Annotated in this window: 17 protein-coding genes and 1 tRNA gene; 7 read left to right on the top strand and 11 right to left on the bottom strand. The window is 65.0% G+C overall.

Translation table 11 applies throughout. The annotated features are described in order from the left end of the window. Positions 1–68 precede the first annotated feature (68 nt). From PGP17_RS12155 to PGP17_RS12145, 3 genes are all read right to left on the bottom strand, one after another. Positions 69–1,136 (bottom strand): efflux RND transporter periplasmic adaptor subunit, encoded by a 1,068-nt coding sequence (locus tag PGP17_RS12155; RefSeq protein WP_270375625.1) that lies wholly within the window; start codon positions 1,134–1,136, stop codon positions 69–71. A 126-nt stretch (positions 1,137–1,262) separates the two neighbouring features. Then, positions 1,263–1,339 (bottom strand) — tRNA-His (locus tag PGP17_RS12150). A gap of 118 nt (positions 1,340–1,457) precedes the next feature. After that, on the bottom strand, positions 1,458–2,225 hold the full coding sequence (locus PGP17_RS12145; protein WP_135943458.1) for a M48 family metallopeptidase: 768 nt from the start codon (positions 2,223–2,225) through the stop codon (positions 1,458–1,460). Positions 2,226–2,423: 198 nt separating this feature from the next. Between PGP17_RS12145 and PGP17_RS12140 the strand changes: the two genes are divergently transcribed. The 4 genes from PGP17_RS12140 to phhA all read left to right on the top strand — a co-directional run bounded on the left by PGP17_RS12140 (position 2,424) and on the right by phhA (position 8,460). Then, positions 2,424–4,556 carry an AsmA family protein gene (locus tag PGP17_RS12140; protein ID WP_270375624.1) on the top strand — a complete coding sequence of 711 codons (2,133 nt, stop codon included), beginning with the start codon at positions 2,424–2,426 and terminating at the stop codon, positions 4,554–4,556. Between the two features lie 90 nt (positions 4,557–4,646). Continuing rightward, the gene (gene ggt, locus PGP17_RS12135) at positions 4,647–6,443 is read left to right on the top strand and encodes a gamma-glutamyltransferase (RefSeq protein ID WP_270375623.1); all 1,797 of its coding nucleotides are present in this window, start codon (positions 4,647–4,649) and stop codon (positions 6,441–6,443) included. Positions 6,444–6,572: 129 nt separating this feature from the next. Beyond that, on the top strand, positions 6,573–7,487 hold the full coding sequence (locus PGP17_RS12130) for a beta/gamma crystallin-related protein (RefSeq protein ID WP_270375622.1): 915 nt from the start codon (positions 6,573–6,575) through the stop codon (positions 7,485–7,487). Between the two features lie 88 nt (positions 7,488–7,575). Next, positions 7,576–8,460, top strand: a complete 885-nt coding sequence (gene phhA, locus PGP17_RS12125) for a phenylalanine 4-monooxygenase (RefSeq protein ID WP_135943454.1) — start codon at positions 7,576–7,578, stop codon at positions 8,458–8,460. 28 nt (positions 8,461–8,488) lie between these two features. Here the strand turns inward: phhA and astB are convergent, their stop codons facing one another. The 7 genes from astB to PGP17_RS12090 form a co-directional block, all read right to left on the bottom strand. After that, positions 8,489–9,832: an N-succinylarginine dihydrolase gene (gene astB / locus PGP17_RS12120; RefSeq protein ID WP_270375621.1), complete on the bottom strand. Its 1,344-nt coding sequence runs from the start codon at positions 9,830–9,832 to the stop codon at positions 8,489–8,491. 6 nt (positions 9,833–9,838) lie between these two features. Next, the gene (astD, locus tag PGP17_RS12115; protein ID WP_270375620.1) at positions 9,839–11,290 is read right to left on the bottom strand and encodes a succinylglutamate-semialdehyde dehydrogenase; all 1,452 of its coding nucleotides are present in this window, start codon (positions 11,288–11,290) and stop codon (positions 9,839–9,841) included. Then, positions 11,290–12,300, bottom strand: coding sequence for an arginine N-succinyltransferase (locus PGP17_RS12110; RefSeq protein ID WP_135943451.1), 1,011 nt, complete (start codon positions 12,298–12,300; stop codon positions 11,290–11,292). Before PGP17_RS12110 ends, astD begins: the two co-directional genes overlap by 1 nt. A gap of 12 nt (positions 12,301–12,312) precedes the next feature. Next, positions 12,313–13,572: a hydrolase gene (locus PGP17_RS12105; protein ID WP_270375619.1), complete on the bottom strand. Its 1,260-nt coding sequence runs from the start codon at positions 13,570–13,572 to the stop codon at positions 12,313–12,315. A 37-nt stretch (positions 13,573–13,609) separates the two neighbouring features. Further along, positions 13,610–14,902, bottom strand: a complete 1,293-nt coding sequence (locus PGP17_RS12100; protein ID WP_135943449.1) for a cystathionine gamma-synthase family protein — start codon at positions 14,900–14,902, stop codon at positions 13,610–13,612. Positions 14,903–15,141: 239 nt separating this feature from the next. Further along, complete coding sequence (locus tag PGP17_RS12095) at positions 15,142–16,221, bottom strand: OmpA family protein (protein WP_135943448.1); 1,080 nt, start codon at positions 16,219–16,221, stop codon at positions 15,142–15,144. 143 nt (positions 16,222–16,364) lie between these two features. Next, the gene (locus PGP17_RS12090) at positions 16,365–17,573 is read right to left on the bottom strand and encodes a CaiB/BaiF CoA transferase family protein (RefSeq protein WP_270375617.1); all 1,209 of its coding nucleotides are present in this window, start codon (positions 17,571–17,573) and stop codon (positions 16,365–16,367) included. A gap of 271 nt (positions 17,574–17,844) precedes the next feature. On the opposite strand from PGP17_RS12090, the gene PGP17_RS12085 reads away from it, so the two are divergent. Further along, positions 17,845–18,051: a hypothetical protein gene (locus PGP17_RS12085; RefSeq protein ID WP_270375615.1), complete on the top strand. Its 207-nt coding sequence runs from the start codon at positions 17,845–17,847 to the stop codon at positions 18,049–18,051. Between the two features lie 79 nt (positions 18,052–18,130). Next, positions 18,131–19,969, top strand: coding sequence for a DNA helicase RecQ (recQ, locus tag PGP17_RS12080; RefSeq protein WP_270375614.1), 1,839 nt, complete (start codon positions 18,131–18,133; stop codon positions 19,967–19,969). 95 nt (positions 19,970–20,064) lie between these two features. Here the strand turns inward: recQ and PGP17_RS12075 are convergent, their stop codons facing one another. Continuing rightward, complete coding sequence (locus tag PGP17_RS12075) at positions 20,065–20,511, bottom strand: YybH family protein (RefSeq protein ID WP_270375613.1); 447 nt, start codon at positions 20,509–20,511, stop codon at positions 20,065–20,067. Between the two features lie 225 nt (positions 20,512–20,736). Between PGP17_RS12075 and PGP17_RS12070 the strand changes: the two genes are divergently transcribed. Continuing rightward, positions 20,737–20,997, top strand: a complete 261-nt coding sequence (locus PGP17_RS12070) for a hypothetical protein (protein ID WP_270375612.1) — start codon at positions 20,737–20,739, stop codon at positions 20,995–20,997. The last annotated feature ends 170 nt before the right edge of the window (positions 20,998–21,167 follow it).

Here is a 21,167-nt window from a genome sequence, read left to right as displayed (position 1 = left end):
CCAACCCCCTTGCCTGACCTGTACCCTTGTCAGAACCTTAGCTCAGCTGGTTCGGGCCTGTATATTGCTTACTCGCCATTTTCGATAAAAGTGACCCGGGCCGCCATATCGGGCAGAAGGCGCGGATCGAGTTCAAGAAATCTGACGCGCACCTGGATCGTCGCCCGGCTCCGATCGGCCGTCGGTATGATCGCCTCGACCACCGCGGGAACATCCCAGTCCGGGTAGGCGTCCAGCACGGCCTCGACCGGCTGACCGGGACGAATGCGCTGGATCTGGCCCTCGTTGACGTCGATTTCGAGTTCAAGCGATCCCATGTCCACGAGCGTGGCGACACCCGTCCGGGTGAACCCGCCCCCGGCCGAAACCGGTGAAAGAATCTCGCCCACTTGCGCATTCTTCGCGATGACGACACCCGCGAACGGCGCGCGCACGACGTGGCGCTCGACCAGGTCGCGCTGGTTGGCCACCCGCACGTCGGCGGCGGCGGCATCCGCCTGGGACGCGGAGAGCTGAGCGGAGAGGCTGTCGACCTGGGCCTGGGCTGCCGTGGCCGCGGCGACGGGACCGAAACCGCGCTCCTGCAGACGCCGGGCGCGGTCGGACACCGTGCGCGCCTCGGCGAGCTGGGCTTGCAGCGCGTCCACGCGCAGGTGCGCCGCACGGGCCTGGGTCTCCAGCAGTTCCAGATCGAGCCGCGCCCGGTCATCGTCGAGGCGTGCCAGCACCTCGCCTGCCTCGACGCGCGCGCCCTCCTCGATCAGAACGTCACGGATGCGCCCTGTGATCTCGGCCGACACCGTGGCCTGACGGCGTGCGACGACATAGCCTGACGCCACGAGCCCGCGGGACCGCGGTGCCGAGGCTGCCGCCACGGGGGGCGCGGTTGTACCTGATGCATCCGCCGGGGCGTCTGTGCGCACCTCGCCCTGCGGTGCCTCGGGAGACAGAAGCCATCCCGCAGCCAGGCCGAGTCCGGCCGCAACCAGCGCGAGGACCAGCACCGCCACAACCGGCACTCCACCGCCGCGCTGCTCCTCCCCGCTCCGATCAATGCTGAGAGACTGAAGCTTATCGACCCGATCCTGCATGTGCCCGCCCCGGTTGTCCCGACCCGCATTTAGCACGGACCGCATCGCCAAGCCATCTCGCGATCGCCGGCGGCGAGGCGAATTGAGCGAGCCGGACTCACGCCCATCCGAAAGAGACGCGCAGTTCGGAATGACTAGTTCGGAACACCAGCTAAAGTCTTGAAAGAAAAATGGTACCGCCTTCTGGAATCGAACCAGAGACCTCTAGATCCACAATCTAGCGCTCTAACCAACTGAGCTAAGGCGGCACACGCCTCGCGGGGACGCATTTGATCCCGTCAGCGAGGCGGCGGAAACTATCGCCGGGCGCTGCGCGGCGCAAGAGGGTCACCCCGCCCTCTTGCACTCGCGCCACCGGATCGCAAGCTAGATGTAATTCTGCTCGGCGAGGTACTGGCGCAACGCCGCGATCCGGGTCGCATCGGACGGGTGCGTCGAGGCAAATTCCGGCGTGGCATTGCGGCCGGCGCTCTGGGCCGCCTTGCTTTCCCAGAAACGCAGGGCCTGACGCGGATCATAGCCGGCGCGCGCCATGTACTCGACGCCGAGACGGTCCGCTTCCAGCTCGTGGCGCCGCGAATAGGGCAGGATGACGCCGAAGGTCACCCCGGCGCCCAGAATTGCAGCCCATTGCGCGGTATTCTCCACATCGCCCGCATCGAGCGCGACCGAGGCCAGGCCCAGACCGATGCCTGCGGCCTGTTGCTGGGACGCGCGCTCTGCCGCGTGGCGCCCGGCAAGGTGGGCCGCCTCATGCCCCATCACCGTGGCGATCTGGTCGTCATTCTCCATGGTTTCCAGGATGCCGCGGTAGAAGGCGACCTTGCCGCCGGGCAGGACCCACGCATTTTCCTGATCGGAATCGAACACCACGTATTCCCAAGGATAGTTCAGACCGGAGGCACGCGTCACGCGCGCGCCCACGCGCTCGACGCGCGCGTTAAGCTGGGGATCGCGGCTGATGCGTTCGCGCTGGAGCGATTGCTGCCAGGCCTGTGCAGACAACTGCGCGATCTGCTCCTCCGAAACCAGCATCAGCTGGCTGCGGCCCAGCGCCGTGTTCTCTGCGCAGCCCGCGGCGAAGGCGACGACGCTTCCGGTCGCCAGTCCGCGCACCAGCTGGCGGCGGCTCATGCTAACGACGTTTTCCATGCTCAGACCCTCATCTGGTTTTGCCTCGGCCCCCAAAAACACGCACCGGCATCAAATCGCCGGCTCGCCATTAAACGGCCATCAGGCTAATCCTAGCCTTGTTGGCGGCGCGCCGGAACCATATTCACGTCCGGTCGTTGCCGCGCTGGTATTCGACCTAACGCGTTCGAGGAAACAGAGATGCGCCGGCTTGTGATTATCGTTCTGGTCCTGATCGCATTGGTGATCGCAGCGGCGGCGATTCTTCCCGCCATCGTCCCGGCGGACACCTGGCGGGGACGGCTCGAAACTGCGGCAAGCAACGCACTGGGACGCGAGGTCTCGATAGACGGCGATATTTCCTTCGCGCTGCTGCCCCGCATCCAGGCGCGGGCCGATGACGTCACGATCGCCAACCCGGCCGGCTTTGGTGACGCGGCTTTCGCCGAAATGGGCGAGATGCGCTTTGCGCTGGCTCTCCTGCCCCTGATCCAGCGCGATTTCGTGATCGAGGAATTTGTCCTCGTCGAACCGGTGATCCGGCTCGAAGAGCATCAGGGCCGCAATAACTGGACGTTCTCGAGCGACGAGGCTGAGGCAGAGCCCGCGAATGCGGGCGGATTCCGCCAGCCGGGCGCTCTGCCGATCGAGGCCAGTCTTGGCGATGTCCGTATTGTGGACGGCACGCTGATCTATCTCGGCGAGGCTGGAGACTACCGGCTCGACGCGGTCAATCTCGCCATCGCCCTTCCCGGCGTCGACGAGGCCTTCACTCTCACCGGACAGGTCAGCCTGGAGGGCCAGAGACTTGATCTGGATGCAGAGCTTGGCTCGCTGCGAGGCTTCTTCGAAGGCGCGCGCGTCCCTGCCACCGTCTCCGTACGCGGCCCGGCAGGTGACATATCTTTCGATGGCGAGATTCTGGAAAGCGCCGACCTGGAGTTCCAAGGCGAGGCCGATGTCGATCTCTCGCTGCCGCAATTCGCGGCGCTCTTTGGCAGCCAGCTGGCCGAAGGCGACGTTTTCCAGACATTTTCCGCCAATGGCCAGCTTCGCGGAGCGCCGGGTGAGGTCGTGTTCACGGGCGCAAACCTCGCGCTGGATGCCATCGCCGCGAACGGCGATCTGCGCTTTGCCTACGACCGCCCGACCCCTCTGCTGGATGCCACGCTCACGATCCCCGTGCTCGACCTCAATCCTTACCTGCCCAAGGCAGAAGCCGACCAGAGCCCGGCCGGCGCGCCGACAGAATGGAGCGATGCGCCGCTCGACCTGTCCGTCCTCTCCCTTTTCGATGCCGAGCTGGACGCCGAAGTTGGCGAGCTGCGCTTCAATGATGTTGTGGTGACCGATGCCCAGCTTGACGCCACGCTCTCGGACGGCCGCCTGTCGGCCACCTTGCCCGGCTTCGGGCTTTATGGCGGCCGGGGCTCGGCCAACCTCGTCGCGAACAGCCGCAGCACCGTCCCGTCCTACAGCTTCCAGGGGCGGCTCGAGACGCTGCAGGCGCAACCCTTCCTGGACGCCGCAGCCGGCTTTGACCGCCTGCGCGGGATCGGCACATTGACCTTGGATGTGACGGGTAGCGGTGAAAGCCCCGCCGCCATCATGAACGGGTTGCAGGGGCAAGGTCAGTTCGATTTTGCCGAAGGCGCCATCGTGGGCGTCAACCTGGCCCGCGTCATTCGCGGCGTGCTCACCGCCGTGGAGAACCGCGAGCTGCCGCAAGGCTTTGGCGACACGGAAGAGACCGACTTCTCCGCACTTCGCGGCAGCTTTGCCATCCGCGATGGTGTGGTCCTCAATCAGGATCTGACCATGCTCAGCCCGCTTCTGCGCGTGGGCGGCCAGGGCGAGATCGACTTCGGCGGGCTGAATCTGGACTACCGGCTGACTCCGCGCGCCGTCGCCAGCCTCACGGGTCAGGGGGGAGAAGCGGAGCTGGAGGGCATCCAGGTCCCCGTCATCATCTCCGGCAGCTTCTCCGATCCGCGCGTGACGCTGGATTTTGCCGCGATCGCCCGCGGGCTGGTCGAGGCGCGAGCCCGCGGTGAACTTGGCGACCTCGGCGACCTGTTGGATCTGGACCGTGTCCGCGAGAATGGCGCCGCGGGTCTTCTGGACATCCTGACCGGGGCGGGCTCAGCCGGCCCCGGCGCCGCCGGCCCCGACGAATCCGCCTCCGGCGAAGCCGGGACCGAGACCGCAGAACCGGCCGAGGAACCGACTGACCGCGAGCGGGCGGAAAGCCTGATCCGCGGTTTCCTGGGCGCTGCCCGCGACAATCAATCGGACACCGAAACCGAGACGGCCGAGGAGAACCCGAACCGGTAATGGCTTGATCGCGCGCAGGCGCAGCTGTTTACTTGCCCCCACAAAGCACGGTTGGCGCAATGACGCCGGCTTCATACACGGGGGAGAGAGATGATCCGACTGACCGCAAGCCTTCTCGCGAGCACGCTGGCAGGGTTGGCACTGTCAGCTCCCGCATCGGCTCAGGATACTCCCTCCGATCCCCGGATGAGCCATGCAGGCGGCGATCGCATCAGCGGAATGCCGTTCGCCACCCGCTCGCCGGTGCTGGCGCGCAACGGCGCAGCGGCAACGGCCCATCCGCTAGCCACCCAGGTCGCGATCGAAATTCTCAAATCGGGCGGAAGCGCGGTAGACGCAGCTATTGCCGCGAACGCGGCTCTCGGCCTGATGGAGCCGGTCGGCAACGGCGTCGGCGGAGACCTGTTCGCCATCGTCTACGACCCGGCTACGCAACAGGTCTACGGGCTGAACGCGGCCGGTCCCTCGCCCCGAAGCCTGAGCTACGAGCAGATGCTCGAAGAAGTGGGAGGCCCGGACGGCAGCATTCCGCCGCTCGGCGTCCTTCCCGTCTCGGTGCCTGGGACAGTGGATGGCTGGTTTGCCATGCACGAGCGCTTCGGCAATCTACCGATGGAGGACATCCTCGCTCCGGCTATCGGCTACGCCGAGGACGGTTTCCCGGTGACCCAGCTGATCGCCTATTACTGGAACCGGAACATGTCCATCTTCGCCGAGCGCTTCGAAGCCGGGGAGATCCAGGAATTCGACAATGCGCGCATGACCTACCTGAACGAGCAGGGAGAGGCGCCGGCCGAAGGCGAGATTTTCACGAACCCCGACCTCGCCAACACGCTGCGCCTGATTGCCGAAGGCGGACGCGACGCTTTCTACGAAGGCGAAATTGCCGAAACCATCGACGCGTATATGGAACGGATCGGCGGTTATCTCTCCGCGGAAGACCTTGCCGACTTCTCTTCGGAATGGATCGAACCGGTCAGCGTCAACTATCGCGGCTATGACGTCTGGGAATTGCCGCCGCCGGGTCAGGGCATCGCCGCGTTGCAGATGCTCCAGATCCTCGAACCCTACGATCTGGCCGGAATGGGCTTCATGAGCGCGGATGCGCTCCACGTGATGATCGAGGCCAAGCGGCTGGCGTTCGAGGACCGGGCCCGGTTCTACGCCGATCCTGATTTCGCCGACATTCCGGTCGAGACGCTCATTTCGGAGGCCTATGCGGACGAACGCCGGTCTCTGATCTCCCCGGACACTGCACGCGAGACCGTTCCACACGGAGACCCTGCCGCCATCGAGCATGGCGACACGACCTATCTTACGGTGGCCGATTCCAGCGGGATGATGGTCTCCCTCATCCAGTCGAATTTCCGCGGCATGGGCTCGGGTCTCGTGCCTGACGGTCTCGGCTTCATGTTGCAGGATCGCGGCGAGCTGTTCAGCCTCGATCCCGACCACCCCAATGTGTACGCGCCCGGCAAGCGCCCCTTCCACACCATCATCCCGGCCATGGTCACACGCGATGGCCAGGCGTGGATGAGCTTCGGCGTCATGGGCGGCGCCATGCAGCCGCAGGGCCATGTCCAGATCCTGACCAACATGATCGATTTCGGCCTGAACGTGCAGGATGCCGGCGACGCGGCGCGCTGGCGCCATCAGGGCTCTACTCAGCCCACCGACCCGGTCACTGAAGCAGGCGGACTGGGTGTTGTCGCGGTGGAGAGCGGTATTTCCGAAGAGGTGCGCGAGGCATTGCGCGCCCGCGGACACGTGATCGAGGACGGCGATGGAGGATTCGGCGGATATCAGGCCATCATGCGTGACCCCGAAACCGGCGTTTACGCCGCGGCCTCGGAAAGCCGCAAGGATGGCTCGGCCATGGGCTATTAGACCAACCGGATACCGGTGAGCCACACCGGCGAGCACGTCCTTTGTGAACGCAAGTTCAAGACCGGCTTCATCGCCGGTTCAGCCCGGCCCGGTCATCGTAGTCGCACTAGTCAGGACAGGAGAATACCCATGTTTTTACGCAGCTCAGCCTTCGCTGTTCTTGCTGGCCTCGCCGGCCTCTCCGGCCTGAGCGCTCCAGCCGAAGCCCAGCGCGGGGGTCGCGGCGGGGCCATCGTTCTTTATGAGCACGCCAATTTCCAGGGGCGGTCGGCGCGGATCGATGGCGACGCGCCCAATCTGGACTGGATGAATTTCAACGACATGGCCAGCTCCATCCGCCTGGAAGGCGGGCGCTGGGAGGTCTGCGTGCATGCCGATTACGGCGGCAGCTGCCACGTGGTCACCGAAGACCTGCCCAACATGGCCAACTGGGCGTTCAACGATCAGATCAGTTCGGTCCGCTCGGTCCAGTTCAGGGGTCCGGGAAGTGATGCGGGCATCACGCTTTACGCCGGCACCGACTATGCCGGGCGCAATGTGACGCTGACCGATGGCACGCCGAACCTCACACGCATGGGCTTCAACGACCAGGCGCGGTCCATCCAGGTACACTCGGGCGTCTGGACCGTTTGCGTGGACGACGATTACGAGGGCGGATGCCGCACGATCGACCGCAGCGTCAGCAACCTGTCCCGCCTCGGGCTGGATCGCCGCATCACCTCTGTGCGCTCGGGCCGTCACGAGGAACCGGGTTATCCCGGCGGGCCCGGTCACGGGGGCGAGATCGATGGCGAGGTGCGCGGCGTGAGCACCGTCTTCTTCCCCACCCCGCGCATCCGGGGCCTCGAAGTGGCGGCCTGCTCCTACGGCCAGAGCTATCGGTGCGGCGACGAAGCGGCCGACCAGCTTTGCCGCATCGCCGGCCATCGCGCCGCCGTCCATTTCGAGGTGGCCCGCGCGCGCGGCGCAGAGGCCTGGTATCTCGATGACCGCAGGCCGGGACGCGCCAACGAGGTGCTGACCGACGTCTTGTGCACACGCTAAGTGCTCGATAGCGCAGGCCCTCTCGCAATGAGAGGGCCTTTCGTTATATAGAGGTCGCCTCTGAGAGCAGACTGGAGCTTACCTGCCCATGCCCGTGAACGATCCTGTCGTCGCCGAACAGACTCCGGCCGCAGACCACACGATCGACCAATGCTGGGATCGTTACTCCGAAGAGGAGCATGGCGTCTGGAACACGCTCTATGATCGCCAGATGAAGGTGCTCAAGGGCCGCGCCGCGCCCGAGCACTTCAAGGGGCTGGAACTGCTCAATCTGAACGATGGCGGCATCCCCGACTTCCGCAAGGTGAACGAGAAGCTCTACGCGCTCACCGGCTGGCAGGTCGTGACCGTTCACGGCCTGATCCCGAACGACGTGTTCTTCAACCATCTGGCCAACCGGCGTTTCGTCTCCGGCCGCTTCATCCGCGACGCGGACAAGCTGGACTACCTGCCCGAGCCGGACATCTTTCACGATGTCTTTGGCCACGTGCCCCTTCTCACCCTGCCCGCCTTTGCCGACTACATGCAGGCTTACGGCCAGGGCGGAGAGAAGGCGATGAAGGTCGACATGATCGAGAACCTGACCCGCCTTTACTGGTACACGGTCGAATTCGGGCTCATCAACACGCCGGAGGGCCGGCGTATCTACGGGGCTGGTATCGTGTCGTCCCAATCGGAAAGCCGCTTCTGCCTCGAAGGGCGCTCGCCCAACCGGATTCATTTCGACCTCGAGCGCATCATGCGCACCGACTATCGCTACGACGATTTCCAGCAGACCTATTTCGTGATCGATTCTTATGAGGAACTCATGGAATCGACAGCCAATGTCGATTTCGGCCCGATCTACGAACGCCTGAAGGGCTTGCCCGACTACAAGGCGAGCGAAGTCCTGCCCAGCGACAAGGTCTATCACGAGGGCACGCAGGAATACGCGAAGGCTGGCGGGCTCGAGAAGAAGGCCGAGTGGGTCTGACCCGCCTCCGCTTTCGCGGCCGCTCTGCCTACGCCCGCTGGAACGGGTAGAAGTCGCTGCCCAGCTTCATGATCTGCGTGAGGGCGTCGAGCGCGCCCTGCGCCTCGTCGACCAGGTCCGGGTCGGCCAGATCGCCCGGAGCGAGCTCCTCGCGATAGTGCGCAACGGCCCAAGCTGTCAGCTCTTCATACAAGCCATCGCTGAACATCGCGCCCGGATTGACCGCCGCGCGCTCCGCCTCGCTCAGCACGACGCGCAGGCGCAGGCAGGCAGGCCCGCCTCCATTGCGCATGGACTGGCGCACATCGGCATAGTCCACCCGACCGATCGGGCCATTGCCGGCGACCAGTTTTTCGCAATAGGCGCGCGTGGACCCGGTTTCCTCGGTCTCCTTGGGCGCCAGGACAACCATGCGGTCCTCGCCCGGCCAGGTCAGGAGCTGGGAGTTGAACAGGTAGGACCTGATCGCGTCCTCCAGCGGAACCTCGCTCGCAGGCACTTCCACGAAGACCGGCTCGAACAGCCCGTCCGCGGCCTTGCGGATATCCTCGTAGACCGTTGCCTGGTCCTCAAAGGCCTGCGCATGCAGGAAGAGCACCGTCTCGTTGCCCACGCACACCACATCATTGTGGAAGGCGCCCGCCTCGATGGCCGTGCGCGACTGGCGCGCAATCACCGTGCGGGCCGGATCCAGACCGTGGCGGCGCGCGATCGCCTCCACCGATTGCCTGGTCTGGCGGGCGGGATATTTCGCCTGCCAGCTTTCATGCGCATCGCGCCCGAAAACCAGAAGCTCCACGCCGGGCTCGCCATGCCTTGCACAGAGCCGCACATGATTGGCTGCGCCCTCGTCGGCGAAATCGGACTGGTAGGGCAGCGTATCGTGAACGGCGAAGCATCCCGAGTCGGGAAAAATGCGGTCCAGCGCGCGCCGCGTCTGCGGGCCTTCGATCGAGCGGTGCAGCGCCGTCATCAGATTGGCCGGCGTGAAATGGACACGCCCGTCGCGCGTGTCGGCGCTCGGGGAAACCATCGCCGCATTGGCCGCCCACATGGACGAGGCCGACATCATGTTGCGCGCCAGGACCGGATCGCTCTTGAAGGCGCTCTCCCACACCTGCCGGTCGCTGCCGGTGAAGCCGACCTCGCGCAGCCCGGCGATGAAAGGCCGATCGTGCGGCGGCAGGAAGCCCTGGATCAGCCCGGCGTCGTGCAGGCGCTTTGCCTTGGCCAGGCCTTCGAGCACGCCGGCGCGCGGGCTGGAAACCGCACCCTTGTTCGTCGCACTCGCCAGATTGCCCGGCGCGAGCCCCCCGTAATTGTGGGTCGGGCCGACCAGGCCGTCGAAATTGGCTTCCACCGTCGCGCTCATCGCGTCCTACAATCCTTTTACGGCCATGCGTTCCGGCGTCGGCGCGGCCTGGGTCGCCACCGGGTAGGCGCAGTAATCGGCCGCGTAATAGGCGCTCGGGCGCAGATTACCCGACTGCCCCGGCCCGCCGAACGGCATGGTCGACGCCGCCCCGGTCGTCGGCCGGTTCCAGTTCACGATCCCGGCCCGGCTCCCCGCCCAGAATTGCTTCCAGAGCGCCTCGTTATCGCTGATCAGCCCGGCTGAAAGCCCGTACGCGGTATTGTTGGCCTCGCTCAACGCCTCATCGAAGCTGGCCACGCGGTAGACTTTCAGGAGCGGGCCGAAAATCTCCTCGTCCGGCGTGCTCACACCCGTCGCGTCGACCATGCCCGGCGTCACGAAGCACGGCCCCTGCCCGGCCCTCGCCTCCAGGATGGTCTTGCATCCCGCCTGAACCCAGTCGCGTTGCCCGTCGATCACGGCAGCCGCGGCGCGTTCGGAGATCAGCGGGCCCATGAAGGGTTCCGGGTCCGCGTCCCAGACATCGACCGGCAGCCGCGCGGCCATGTCCGCGACCGCATCCACGATCGCATCGCCCTTGGCGCCTTGCGGCACGATCAGGCGGCGTGCGCACGAGCAGCGCTGACCGGTGGTGATGAAGGCGGACAGGAGCGAGATCCGCGCCGCGGCCTCTGCATCCTCCGCGTCCCACACCACAAGCGGGTTATTGCCGCCCATCTCCAGCGCCAGTTGAACCCCGGTCCGCCCGGCAAATTTCTTGTGGATGAACGAACCCGTCTGCCAGGAGCCGGTAAACAGGACCCCGTCGAGATCGGGATCGTCCAGCGCCGCGGCACCGGTCTCGCGTGCGCCCTGGACCAGGTTGAGTGCACCGGCCGGCAGAGCCGCCTCCTCCCAGTATTCAACCATCAGCGCACCGACGCTCGGCGTCAGCTCGGATGGCTTGAAGACAATCGTGTTGCCGGCCAGCAGCGCCGGAATGATGTGTCCGTTCGGCAAATGGCCCGGAAAATTGTACGGACCGAGCACGAACATCACGCCGAGCGGCTTGTGGTCGAGCACGGCCTCGCCGAAATCGGTGTTGAAGGATTTGCGTCCGGTCCGCTCCTCGTATGCCTGGATCGAGACGTCGATCTTGCCGGCCATCGCGCCCGCTTCGGTCCGCGACTCCCACAAGGGCTTGCCGGTCTCGCGCGCGATATGCAGGGCGATCTCTTCGGCCTTGGCCTTGACGATGTCGCGATAGCGCTCGGCGATTGCGCGCCGGCGCTCGAACCCCATCAGGGCGAACTCACCCAGCGCCTTGCGCGCGGCGGCGAAGGCGTCGCGAACATCGCGCGGATCTGCGGATGCGCCCTCCCAGACCGTCCCGCCCTTGGCCGGGTCGGTTGAGGTGAATGTATCCCCGCGCCCGGCTTTCCAGGCGCCGCCGATATAGAGCGTATTACGAGCCATTATTCGCGAATCCAGATTCGAGCTGCTTCAGAGTCCGTCAGGTCGAGCGCACGGCGCGCCTCGTCGTTCAGGCCGACGGTGGAGTCCTGAACGGTCACTTCGGTGAAGACGCACCGGAAATCGTCAACCGCGTCGGTGGAAACCACGGCCTGGACCGGCTCGCCCTGCACCGCGCCCACCGTCACCCTCCGGCTGTCGCGGACCGTGCGGGTATTCTCGGTCCGGCAAGACATCAGCGGTCCGGCGTCGAAGATGTCGACATAGCGGTGGTATTCAAACCCTTCCCACTCCAGAAGCCGGCGCGCATTCACGCCGTGCGGGTGGGTCTGACCGATAACGGCGCGCGCCTGGCTCGGCAGCAGGTCCACATAGATCGGGTGCACCGGCATGAGATCCAGGATGAACTGGTTGTCCGAAGCCGCACTCAGCCGGTCCGCCTCGTCGAAGGTCATCCGGAAGAAAGGCCGCGTGACGTGTTCGTAGAAGACCGAATAGCCATCGGCATCCACGACACCGCGAAGCTCGGCGACCACGCGCTGGCCGAAGCGCGCCGGATCGGCGGCGATCAGCATGTAGCGCGACTGCGCGATCAGGCGACCTGCACCACTGCCGCGCACCCCGTCATCGACGAAGAGCGATCCGACCTCGGTCGATCCGGCAAAGTCGTTGACCAGCAGCATGGCTTCCATGTCGAAGCGCTGATTGGCCTCGCGTGAGGCCTGCGCCAATGTGAAGATCTTGAAGTCGAAATACGGCTTCTTGACCCCGACACACGCCTTGACCGCCGCAGTGCCGAACACGCGGCCACTTTCTGAATCTTCCAGCATGAGCTGATAGCTCACATCGGATGGATCCTCGATCCGGCGCGCATAGCTGTCTTCGGACTGGGCCAGCTTGGCGGCCAGCGCGTCATCGTCGAGCGACAGGCTGGTAAAGCCCGACCCGGCATTCCGGGCGAGCGTGACGAACGCCTCATGATCCGCCCGCCGGGCGGCGCGAACAACCAGCATCAATCGTCCTTTCTATTCGCCGCGCGCGAGCGCGCGCGCTTCGCGGGCGTCAAAGTCGCCCTGGGCGAACTTCATCAGCATGACCGCAGACAGTTTCGCCTTTTCGGGAAAACTCGAGAGCTTGGCGATCTCGCGGTCGGAGTGAATATCCGCGCCGCGCACGCCGAGCGTATCCACGTTCGGACACCCTGAAGCCCACAGATTATTGCCCTCGCACACCCCGCCCGTATCCTTCCAGACAAGGTCGAGACCGATGGTGCGGCCCGCAGTGCGCGTCCACTCGAACATGCGCAGATTGGCGGGAGTCATCGGTTTGGGAGGGCGCGTAAATCCACCATGAAGGTCGGCGGTGATTCCGTCGCGGGCATCGATCCCGGCGCACAGCTCCTTCATCCGGGCCGTGGCCCAGTCTGCATCGTCCTTGGCCGGCACGCGGCAATTGAACCGGACAATTCCGAGATCTGGAACGACATTGGGCGCGCCGCCGCCTTCGATGCGCGAGACATTGAAGGTCACGTTCTCGCGCTTGCCGTTCAGCGCGTCGAGCTGGCGGGCAAAATCGGCCGCTGCCACGATCGCGTTGCGCCCGAGATGGTGTTCGCGTCCGGCATGGGCGGCCCGGCCGCGCACGCGCAGCGAGAAATTGCCCGAGCCTTTCCTGGCGCCCGCCAGGGAACCGTCGGCCAGCGCGGGCTCGTAGGTCATGCCCACATCGGCGCGCGCGCCCAGCTCCGCCAGCTTGGGTCCCGAGCCCAGAGATCCGATCTCTTCATCGGGGCTGATCAGCACGTCATACCCGACCTGGTCGCGCCAGGGCGAACGCTCCAGCCCCAGCAGGGCATGCAGCATGACAAGCAGGCCGCCCTTCATGTCGGCAACCCCGGGGCCGTTGATTGTATCCTCGTCCCACAGCGTCCAGTCCTGGAACCCGGCATCTTCGGGGAAGACTGTGTCGAGATGGCCCGTCAGCACGATGCGGATCGGGGCGTCCGGCCGCTGGGAGATTTTCAGTGCAGGCGTGTAGGCGATATCGCGAATTTCGCCCGTGCGCTCGACAACCTGGGAGGAAGGAAGCTCGACCTCCTCTATCCGGGCGTCGAGTTCGCCGAAAGCGTCTTTCAGGACACCGCGCATACGGTTCAGCCCGGCCTCGTTATGGCTGCCGGAATTGATCCTGGACCAGTCCTTGACCGTGGCGATCATGTGATCGCCACGGCTTTCGATCCAGTCGAGGACGGCGGTTTCGTCAGCGTTGAGCGTGGAGTCGCTCATGAACACCCCATCGGGCAGCTGCGGGAAAGACGGGCGATCAGATCTTCGACAAGGCCTGATCGAAGTCCGCGATGAGATCTTCCGGGTCCTCGATACCGATCGAGACCCGGACCATGCCCTCGGTGAAGCCCAGCCGCTTGCGCAGTTCGGGATCCACGCCGGCATGCGTCGTGCTGCCCGGGTGACAGATCAGCGTCTCGGTTCCCCCCAGCGACACCGCCAGCTTGACCACCTGGAGTGCGTTCAGCATCGCGAACGCCCCCTTCTGACCGCCGGCCACATCGAAGGAGAAGGTGGACCCGTGATAGTCCCCGGCCTGACGGGTATGGACCTTGTGGTCCCGGCTGCCCTCTTCCAGGAAACCGAGATAGCGCACGCGCTCGACCTTGGGATGGTCGTTGAGGAATTCCGCCACCTTGCGCGCGTTCTCGAATGCCGCCTTCATGCGCAGGGTCACCGTTTCGAGCGAGCGGGCCAGCATCCAGCACGTGTTGGCGTCCAGATTGGTGCCAATGGCGGAACGCAGCTTGCGAACCGGCTTCATGTATTCGCTCGAGCCCAGCGCCGCGCCCGCAATCAGGTCCGAATGCCCGCCGACATATTTGGTCAGCGAGTAGACGATGATGTCCGCACCGCAGGACAGCGGCTTCTGGCCGATCGGGCCGAGCACCGTGTTGTCCACGATTACCGGAGGACGGTAGCCCTGACGCTCGCCAAGCTCGTCGGCCAGCGTCTTCATGAGTTCCAGATCGACGACTTCATTGGTCGGGTTGGTCGGGGTCTCGGTATAGATCGCCTTGACCGTGCCGTCCTTCATCGCGTTTTCCAGGCTCTGGCGGATTTCCGCTTCCGGCGCACCGGCCACGAAGTCATGGCTCTTCACCCCGTAATTGGGCAGCACGTTGCGGATCAGCGTTTCGGTTCCGCCATAGAGCGGAGTCGACTGCAGGATCACGTCGCCTGCATTCGCAAACGCCATCAGCACGGTGGAGATCGCGCCCATGCCCGAGGAGAAGACACAGGCCTCGTCCGCGTCTTCAAACACGGTCAGCCGGTCCTCGATCACCTCGACATTGGGATTGTTGAACCGCGAATACATCAGGCCGGGCGTCGCCGGATCGCCCTCTTCGGCACGCCCGCCCATGACCCGGAAAAAGGACGCGCCTTCTTCTGCGGAGGAAAACACGAAAGTGGAGGTCTGGAAGATCGGCGGCTTGATCGAACCTTCCGACAGTTTCGCGTCATAGCCATAGCTCATGGCCAGCGTTTCGGGCGACAGCGGCCGATTGCCGAGGGCGCGCTTGCGATACGGGGTGTCTGGCTTGCTCATGACTATGGTCCTTGTTCGTGAGTGCGCCGGCGTCGAACCCCGGATCGGGGGCGGCGGCGCAGAAATGACGAGAGGCTATGGCGCTGTCTTGCCCCTGCGGACCGGCCTTGGTCAAGCCGCGGACTGGCGACTGGCAGGCAAGCTCGTATTCGCTGCGATGCAGCATGACGGCAAAAGAAAACGGCCCGGCAAAGTGCCGGGCCGTTCCCTTGTCTCGACAGTGAGACGACGTGCGCGATCTAGCGCAGGTCGATCGTCACTTCCGCACGACGGTTCAGCGGCTCGCGCACGCCATCCGGCGTTTCGACGGCCGGGCGGCTTTCGCCATAGGCCTCAAGCGAGATAGCCGAAGCCGGGACGCCGAGGCGAACCAGCTCGTCGCGGACCGCACGGGCACGACGCTCGGAAAGGCCAACGTTGTAGCTGGCGGCACCGGAGCGGTCAGCGTGACCGGCAACTTCCACGGACGACACGCCGCAATCGCGGGCATCGCTGATCGCCGCGTTCAGGACCGAGCGGGCCTGATCGGTGACGTTGGAGCGATCCCATTCGAAGTAGACCACGCGGCCGATATCTTCGCAGTCAGCGGCCGGCGGAGGCGGCGGCGGAGGCGGAGGAGGCGGCGGCGGGGGCGGCGGCGGCGGGGGCGGCGGAGGCGGCGGCGGAGCTGCGAACTGATAACGCAGACCGATCCAGGCCTCGTGGCCACCGATACGATCCATCGTCACGGACGGATCATAGTCGGTTTCGCCATAGCCGAAGTAGCGGTACTCGGTGTCCAGAACGAGGTTCCGGGACAGATCCCAAGCAACACCGGCGATCAGGTTGTAGGCCAGCGCGTTATCGGAATCATCGACCGTGAAGTAGTCGGTCGCGTTCGAGGCCGGAGCCGCGGCATAGGCCGCCGCATTTCTGTAACCGGCCATGGAAACGCTGGATTCGACCCAACCGACACCAGCGCCCAGGTACGGACGCCACCAGGCACCTTGGTTGAACTCGTAGATACCGTTCAGCATCCCGGACCAGGCCTGGATGTCCGAAGAGCTCTCGGGCAGGTTGCCGACAGCACCGGTATCGTTGAAGCGGTGAGCGAGTTCACCTTCCAGACGGAAGCCGTTTGCCCACTCATAGCCGACGGCAAGCGCTTCGCGCAGATCGCCTTCGCCCTGAATTTCGCCATTCAGCGAGCCGGAAACATCGGTATCGCTCGGAGCGCCGTAACCCAGCGCACCACGAACGTACCAGCCCTCCTCAGCAAACGCCGATGGCGCAGCTAGGAAGGCCCCGACAGCCGCAGCTGTTAGAAGCCGTTTTTTCATTATATATCCCCTCCGGGCCGGAGCCCTTCGTGTGAACATTGAACACCTGGAAGGTGTATGGAACCTCAGACGCGATGTTCCTAACGCTTGGTTAGCCGATTTTATCCATCGCCTCCACGTTTTATCATCGCAATCGTGGCTTTTCAGCGGACGATCCCGCGTATTTTCCAATCTTTGAGACATTTTTCGTCAATGCCGAGGCTCTCTTGCAACACCTCGTCCGTGTGCTCGCCAAACCTAGGCGGGGCACGGTGATACACGGGTGGCGTGCCCCCCAGACGTAGCGGACTGGCCACTTGAGGCACCGATTCCCCCCCGTCTCGTTGCATTTTTAACGAAAGATTGCGTGCCACTGTCTGCGGGTCTGCAAAAACTTCATCTGTCGACTGGATCGGACCGCACGGAACGCCGGCGGCGTGCAGAATCGCTTCCCAGTGCCCGGTGTCATGGCGCGCGAACTGCGCTTCGAGCATCGCAACAAGGACGCCGCGGTTGGCCACGCGGTCGCGATTCTTGGCGAAACGCGGGTCCTCGCCCCATTCGGGATGATCCAGCGCCGCCGCCAGCCGCGCGAACTGGCCGTCCGAGCCTACTGCCAGCGCGATGCGTCCGTCCGCCGTCGGAAAATCCTGGTAGGGCACGATATTGGGATGGGCATTGCCGGGCAGTCCCGGGACCGCCCCGCCAACCAGGAAATTCATGGCCTGATTGGCCAGCAGCGCCGCCTGCACGTCAAACAGCGCCATGTCGATATGCTGCCCGCCAGCGCCCCGGTCGCGTGCCGCCAGCGCAGCCAGGATAGCCGTCGAGGCGTAGACCCCGGTGAACAGGTCGACCAGCGGGACGCCGACCTTGGTCGGCCGGTCATGCCCGGTGATAGACATCAGCCCGCCCATCGCCTGGATCAGAAAATCGTAACCGGGCAGCTGAGCGCGCGGCCCGGTTTGCCCGAATCCGGTGATCGAGCAGTAGACCAGATCCTCCTTCACCGCCTTCAGGGCCGCGTAGTCGAGACCATACCGGGCCAGTCCACCCGTCTTGAAATTCTCGATCACCACATCGCTTTTGGCAGCGAGATCGCGGATCACGCCCTGGCCTTCCGGGGTCGAAATATCCACCGCGATCGAGCGCTTGTTCCGGTTCGCACACAGATAATAGGCCGCGTCGCCGGACGTGCCATCGGCCTCGGTGACGAAAGGCGGACCCCAGCCGCGCGTATCGTCGCCGGAGCGCGGATGCTCGACCTTGATCACATCTGCGCCCAGATCGCCCAGGATCTGGGCGCACCACGGCCCGGCAAGGACGCGGGACAGGTCCAGCACTCGGATGTGCGACAGCGCGCTCTGGGTCACGGCGACTTCCTTCTCAAGCTTTCGGCGGCCAGCCTTATTGACCCCGGCCGGGCCGGGCAAGTCGAGGCGGTCCCACATCGCCAGAGTTGCAACCGCGCGGACACACATGCACGCCAGCCGCTCGATGACGGCGTTATCGGCCTTGCCTTGCGCAGTTCAGGCTGCAATAGAGCAAATGTCGATTGGGTCGGGGGAGCCACGAACAATTATGCGTGAATTATCGATTATGCGTGAATTATCGATCGAACCGCAGCGAAGATCAGCGCGAACCGTGTCGAGGTTCGATGACTCGCCCAAATCCTCCGAAAGCGCGCAGGGCCGGTCCGGACGATCGGCCTTTTCGCGCGCGTCCAGCGTCCATGACCGCGCGGACACATCCCATCCGCTGTCCTTCTGGGTCGGCGCGATTCTCGCCGGCGTGTTCTCGGCTGCGGTGTGGGCGGTCATCCTCTACGCTCTGGTCCGCCTCTTCTGGTAGTGCGAATAACGCGCGTGCGCCCCGATATGAGGCAGCGCGATCTCTTGCCGCCACGCGTCACCCCGCTAGCTTGCCGGTCATGAATTCCGGTGATTCCCGCTCCCCTGCCCGGCCCGATCTGAGCCACGCGCAAAAGACCATGCGCGAGGTGTTCGGGTTCAAGCAATTTCGTCCCGGCCAGGGCGAGATCATCGCGTCCGTGCTGGCCGGCGAAGACGTGCTCGCCGTGATGCCGACCGGGCGTGGCAAATCGCTCTGCTACCAGATTCCCGCTCTGATCCGGCCCGGCCTGACGCTGGTGATTTCCCCGCTGATCGCCCTGATGCGCGACCAGGTCCTGGCGTTGCGTGCGAACGGGATCGAAGCCGCCAGCCTCAGCTCGGCCGACAGCCCGCAGGACCGCGAGGAGACCTGGCAGAAGCTCGAACAGGGCACGCTGCGCCTGCTCTACCTGGCGCCGGAGCGCCTGGCTGTTCCGGGACTGGCCGAAAAGCTCGGCCGCAGCGGGCTGACGATGATCGCGGTGGACGAAGCCCACTGCGTGTCCCAGTGGGGCCATGATTTCCGCCCGGAATATCTGCGTATTCGCGAGCTGGCCGACGCCGCGGGCCGCCCCCAGATCGCCGCCTTCACCGCGACGGCCGACGCCGCGGCCCGGCGCGACATCGCCGCGCGCCTCTTTGCCGGTCCGCCCAGCGAGTTCGTCTCCGGATTCGACCGGCCGAACCTTCATCTCGCCGTTGCCGCCAAGCAGTCCGCCTTCAACCAGACGCGCGACTTCATCAAGGCGCGCCCGGGCCAGGCCGGCATTGTCTACTGCGCCAGCCGCAAGGCGTGCGAGGACTATGCCGACCGGCTCAAGGGCGAAGGCATTGATGCGGGCGCCTATCACGCCGGACTCGACGCGCAGACGCGCAGCCAGAGGCAGGACCGGTTCGTGGCCAGCGAGTCCATGGTCATGTGCGCGACCGTGGCGTTCGGCATGGGCGTGGACAAGCCGGACGTGCGCTTCGTCGTCCATGCCGCCCTGCCCAAGTCGATGGAAGCCTACTACCAAGAGATCGGACGTGCGGGGCGCGATGGCGAACCGGCCGATACGCTGCTGCTCTGGTCGCTCGGCGACGCGGCCCTGCGCCGCCGTCAGATCGCCGAGAGCGAGTCCGAGGACTCCCGCAAGGCCATGGAGACGCGCCGGCTCGGCGCTCTCATTGCCTACTGCGAAGCGCCCTCCTGCCGCCGCCAGTCCCTGCTCTCCTATTTCGGCGACACGATAGACCCGTGCGGCAATTGCGATCTCTGCGACGATCCCCCGGCCCTTATCGACGGCTCGGTCCTGGCCCAGAAGGCCATGTCGGCGATCGCGCGCACCGGTCAGCGCTTCGGTCTGGAGCACCTGATCGGCGTCTTGCGCGGGGTGAAGACGGACAAGATCACCGCACGCGGCCATGACCAGCTGCCCACGTTCGGTATCGGTGAGGACCTGTCGAAGGATCAGTGGATGAGCGTGTTTCGCCAGCTTTTCGCGGCGGGCGCGATCGACCAGCCGATTGACGGCTATGGCGAATGGCTGATTACCGAGCGCGGCAAGGAAATCCTGTTTGGCCGCGCGCCGATCCGGCTCCGTCCGCCTCAGGAACGCCGGGCCGAAAAAGTCGCCCGCATGCGCTCCTCGGGGCCGCAAGCCGACCTGTCCGCCCAGGACCAGGAACTCTTCGAGGCCCTGCGCCGGCACCGCGCCGAACTCGCACGCGAATCCGGCAAGCCGGCCTATACCGTCTTCTCCGACCGGACCCTCATCGAGATGGCGCGTGAGCGGCCGCGCGATGTGGTGGAGATGGGCGATCTGTTCGGTGTGGGCGAGCGCAAGCTGGAACGCTATGGCGAGGGCTTTCTCGAGGTCGTCGAGCAGCACATCTAGAACATTCTGAGCAGAAGTGGGGACCGGTTCTTCGGTTCGAAAATATTCCAGACCGATCGGTGAGAGCAAGTTCATCGAGAGCGGATGAATTTGCTCTAGTCTCCCGCGTCTCCCGCCGACGTATGGTCGTGCACGATCACCCATTCACCGTTCTTCAGTTCGAACACCAGGGTGAACAGCCCGGTCGGGCGGTCGGCCTCGCGTTCAAGCGTCCAGCGGCCGAAGGCGGTCCCGGCAGTCTCCGACAGCAAGGTCACGTCAACATCGGAGAAGACGAGCCGGCCCATCTTGTCCGCCGTGTCATAGCGGGCCAGGTATCGCTCCAGCGTGGGCTGCCAGCCATGGGTCACCGTGCCGCCGGACGCGAAGCGCAAAGCCTCGTCCTGCCAGTAGCCGGCCATGAAGCCTTCGATGTCCCCGGAATTCCAGGCCTCTTGCTGGGCAGAAATCACGGCGCAAATCTCTTCGCCGCTCAGGCCTTCGGCCTGGCAGTCTGACGATTGGACAGCGGCAAGTGACAGAATCGCGGCCAGAAAATTCACGGCGAATCCCTTTTATCCGGGGCGGCAAATCCGCGACCCGGCGGGAGGGTATCAAATCCTGAAAGAAATGGTGAGCCGGCAGGGGTTCGAACCCTGGACCTACTGATTAAAAGACAATGGCAGTTTCAATAAAAACAACGATCTTTCCAACAATCGGAGCCGAAATTCCCCGTGAACGTATCGAGAATGTTGGAAAGTGATGAGGGCGCGACTAAGCTCCGAGCCATGGGCCAGTACAACCACATTGCGGGATACCGCGTGACCTGCGTGCAGGGTTGCTTTGAGCCTGTCTGGATTCCGGCCGGGCCGGGCGCGGACACGCCGAGCCTGCACAAGCGGCTTAACCGGCCGTGCAAGAAATGCGGAATCGGGGTCGGGGTCGAAGGGATATGGGCGGACGATCAGGGCCGCGTGCCGGCCGGTGCGCCCGAGGACGTCCCCGGCGAACGGCAACCTGTGCCGACACGGTCGAGCGGCTGGAGCTAGTCCGGCGCCCGGCAAGCCTCCAGCTTGGCAACCAGCTCGGCCTCCCGCGCCTCCCGCAATCCCCGACCAGCGAAGAGCCGGGAGTAGCGCTCCGCAGCATCCTCGGCGGCGAGCAATTCCGCGTCAGTATCGGGATAATCCGGGCCTGTGAGGTCGGCATCGGCGGGAAC

It is taken from the genome of Marinicauda sp. Alg238-R41 (assembly GCF_947331485.1).
Lineage (GTDB): Bacteria > Pseudomonadota > Alphaproteobacteria > Caulobacterales > Maricaulaceae > Marinicauda > Marinicauda pacifica.
This window is presented reverse-complemented; position numbering and strand designations above follow the sequence as displayed.

What these genes read in the sequence shown, in the direction of transcription:
- PGP17_RS12155 (WP_270375625.1), bottom strand. Translation starts at nt 1,136, where the DNA reads ATGCGGTCCGTGCTAAATGCGGGTCGGGACAACCGGGGCGGGCACATG.
- PGP17_RS12145 (WP_135943458.1), bottom strand. Translation starts at nt 2,225, where the DNA reads ATGAGCCGCCGCCAGCTGGTGCGCGGACTGGCGACCGGAAGCGTCGTC.
- PGP17_RS12140 (WP_270375624.1), top strand. Translation starts at nt 2,424, where the DNA reads ATGCGCCGGCTTGTGATTATCGTTCTGGTCCTGATCGCATTGGTGATC.
- ggt (WP_270375623.1), top strand. Translation starts at nt 4,647, where the DNA reads ATGATCCGACTGACCGCAAGCCTTCTCGCGAGCACGCTGGCAGGGTTG.
- PGP17_RS12130 (WP_270375622.1), top strand. Translation starts at nt 6,573, where the DNA reads ATGTTTTTACGCAGCTCAGCCTTCGCTGTTCTTGCTGGCCTCGCCGGC.
- phhA (WP_135943454.1), top strand. Translation starts at nt 7,576, where the DNA reads ATGCCCGTGAACGATCCTGTCGTCGCCGAACAGACTCCGGCCGCAGAC.
- astB (WP_270375621.1), bottom strand. Translation starts at nt 9,832, where the DNA reads ATGAGCGCGACGGTGGAAGCCAATTTCGACGGCCTGGTCGGCCCGACC.
- astD (WP_270375620.1), bottom strand. Translation starts at nt 11,290, where the DNA reads ATGGCTCGTAATACGCTCTATATCGGCGGCGCCTGGAAAGCCGGGCGC.
- PGP17_RS12110 (WP_135943451.1), bottom strand. Translation starts at nt 12,300, where the DNA reads ATGCTGGTTGTTCGCGCCGCCCGGCGGGCGGATCATGAGGCGTTCGTC.
- PGP17_RS12105 (WP_270375619.1), bottom strand. Translation starts at nt 13,572, where the DNA reads ATGAGCGACTCCACGCTCAACGCTGACGAAACCGCCGTCCTCGACTGG.
- PGP17_RS12100 (WP_135943449.1), bottom strand. Translation starts at nt 14,902, where the DNA reads ATGAGCAAGCCAGACACCCCGTATCGCAAGCGCGCCCTCGGCAATCGG.
- PGP17_RS12095 (WP_135943448.1), bottom strand. Translation starts at nt 16,221, where the DNA reads ATGAAAAAACGGCTTCTAACAGCTGCGGCTGTCGGGGCCTTCCTAGCT.
- recQ (WP_270375614.1), top strand. Translation starts at nt 18,131, where the DNA reads ATGAATTCCGGTGATTCCCGCTCCCCTGCCCGGCCCGATCTGAGCCAC.
- PGP17_RS12070 (WP_270375612.1), top strand. Translation starts at nt 20,737, where the DNA reads ATGGGCCAGTACAACCACATTGCGGGATACCGCGTGACCTGCGTGCAG.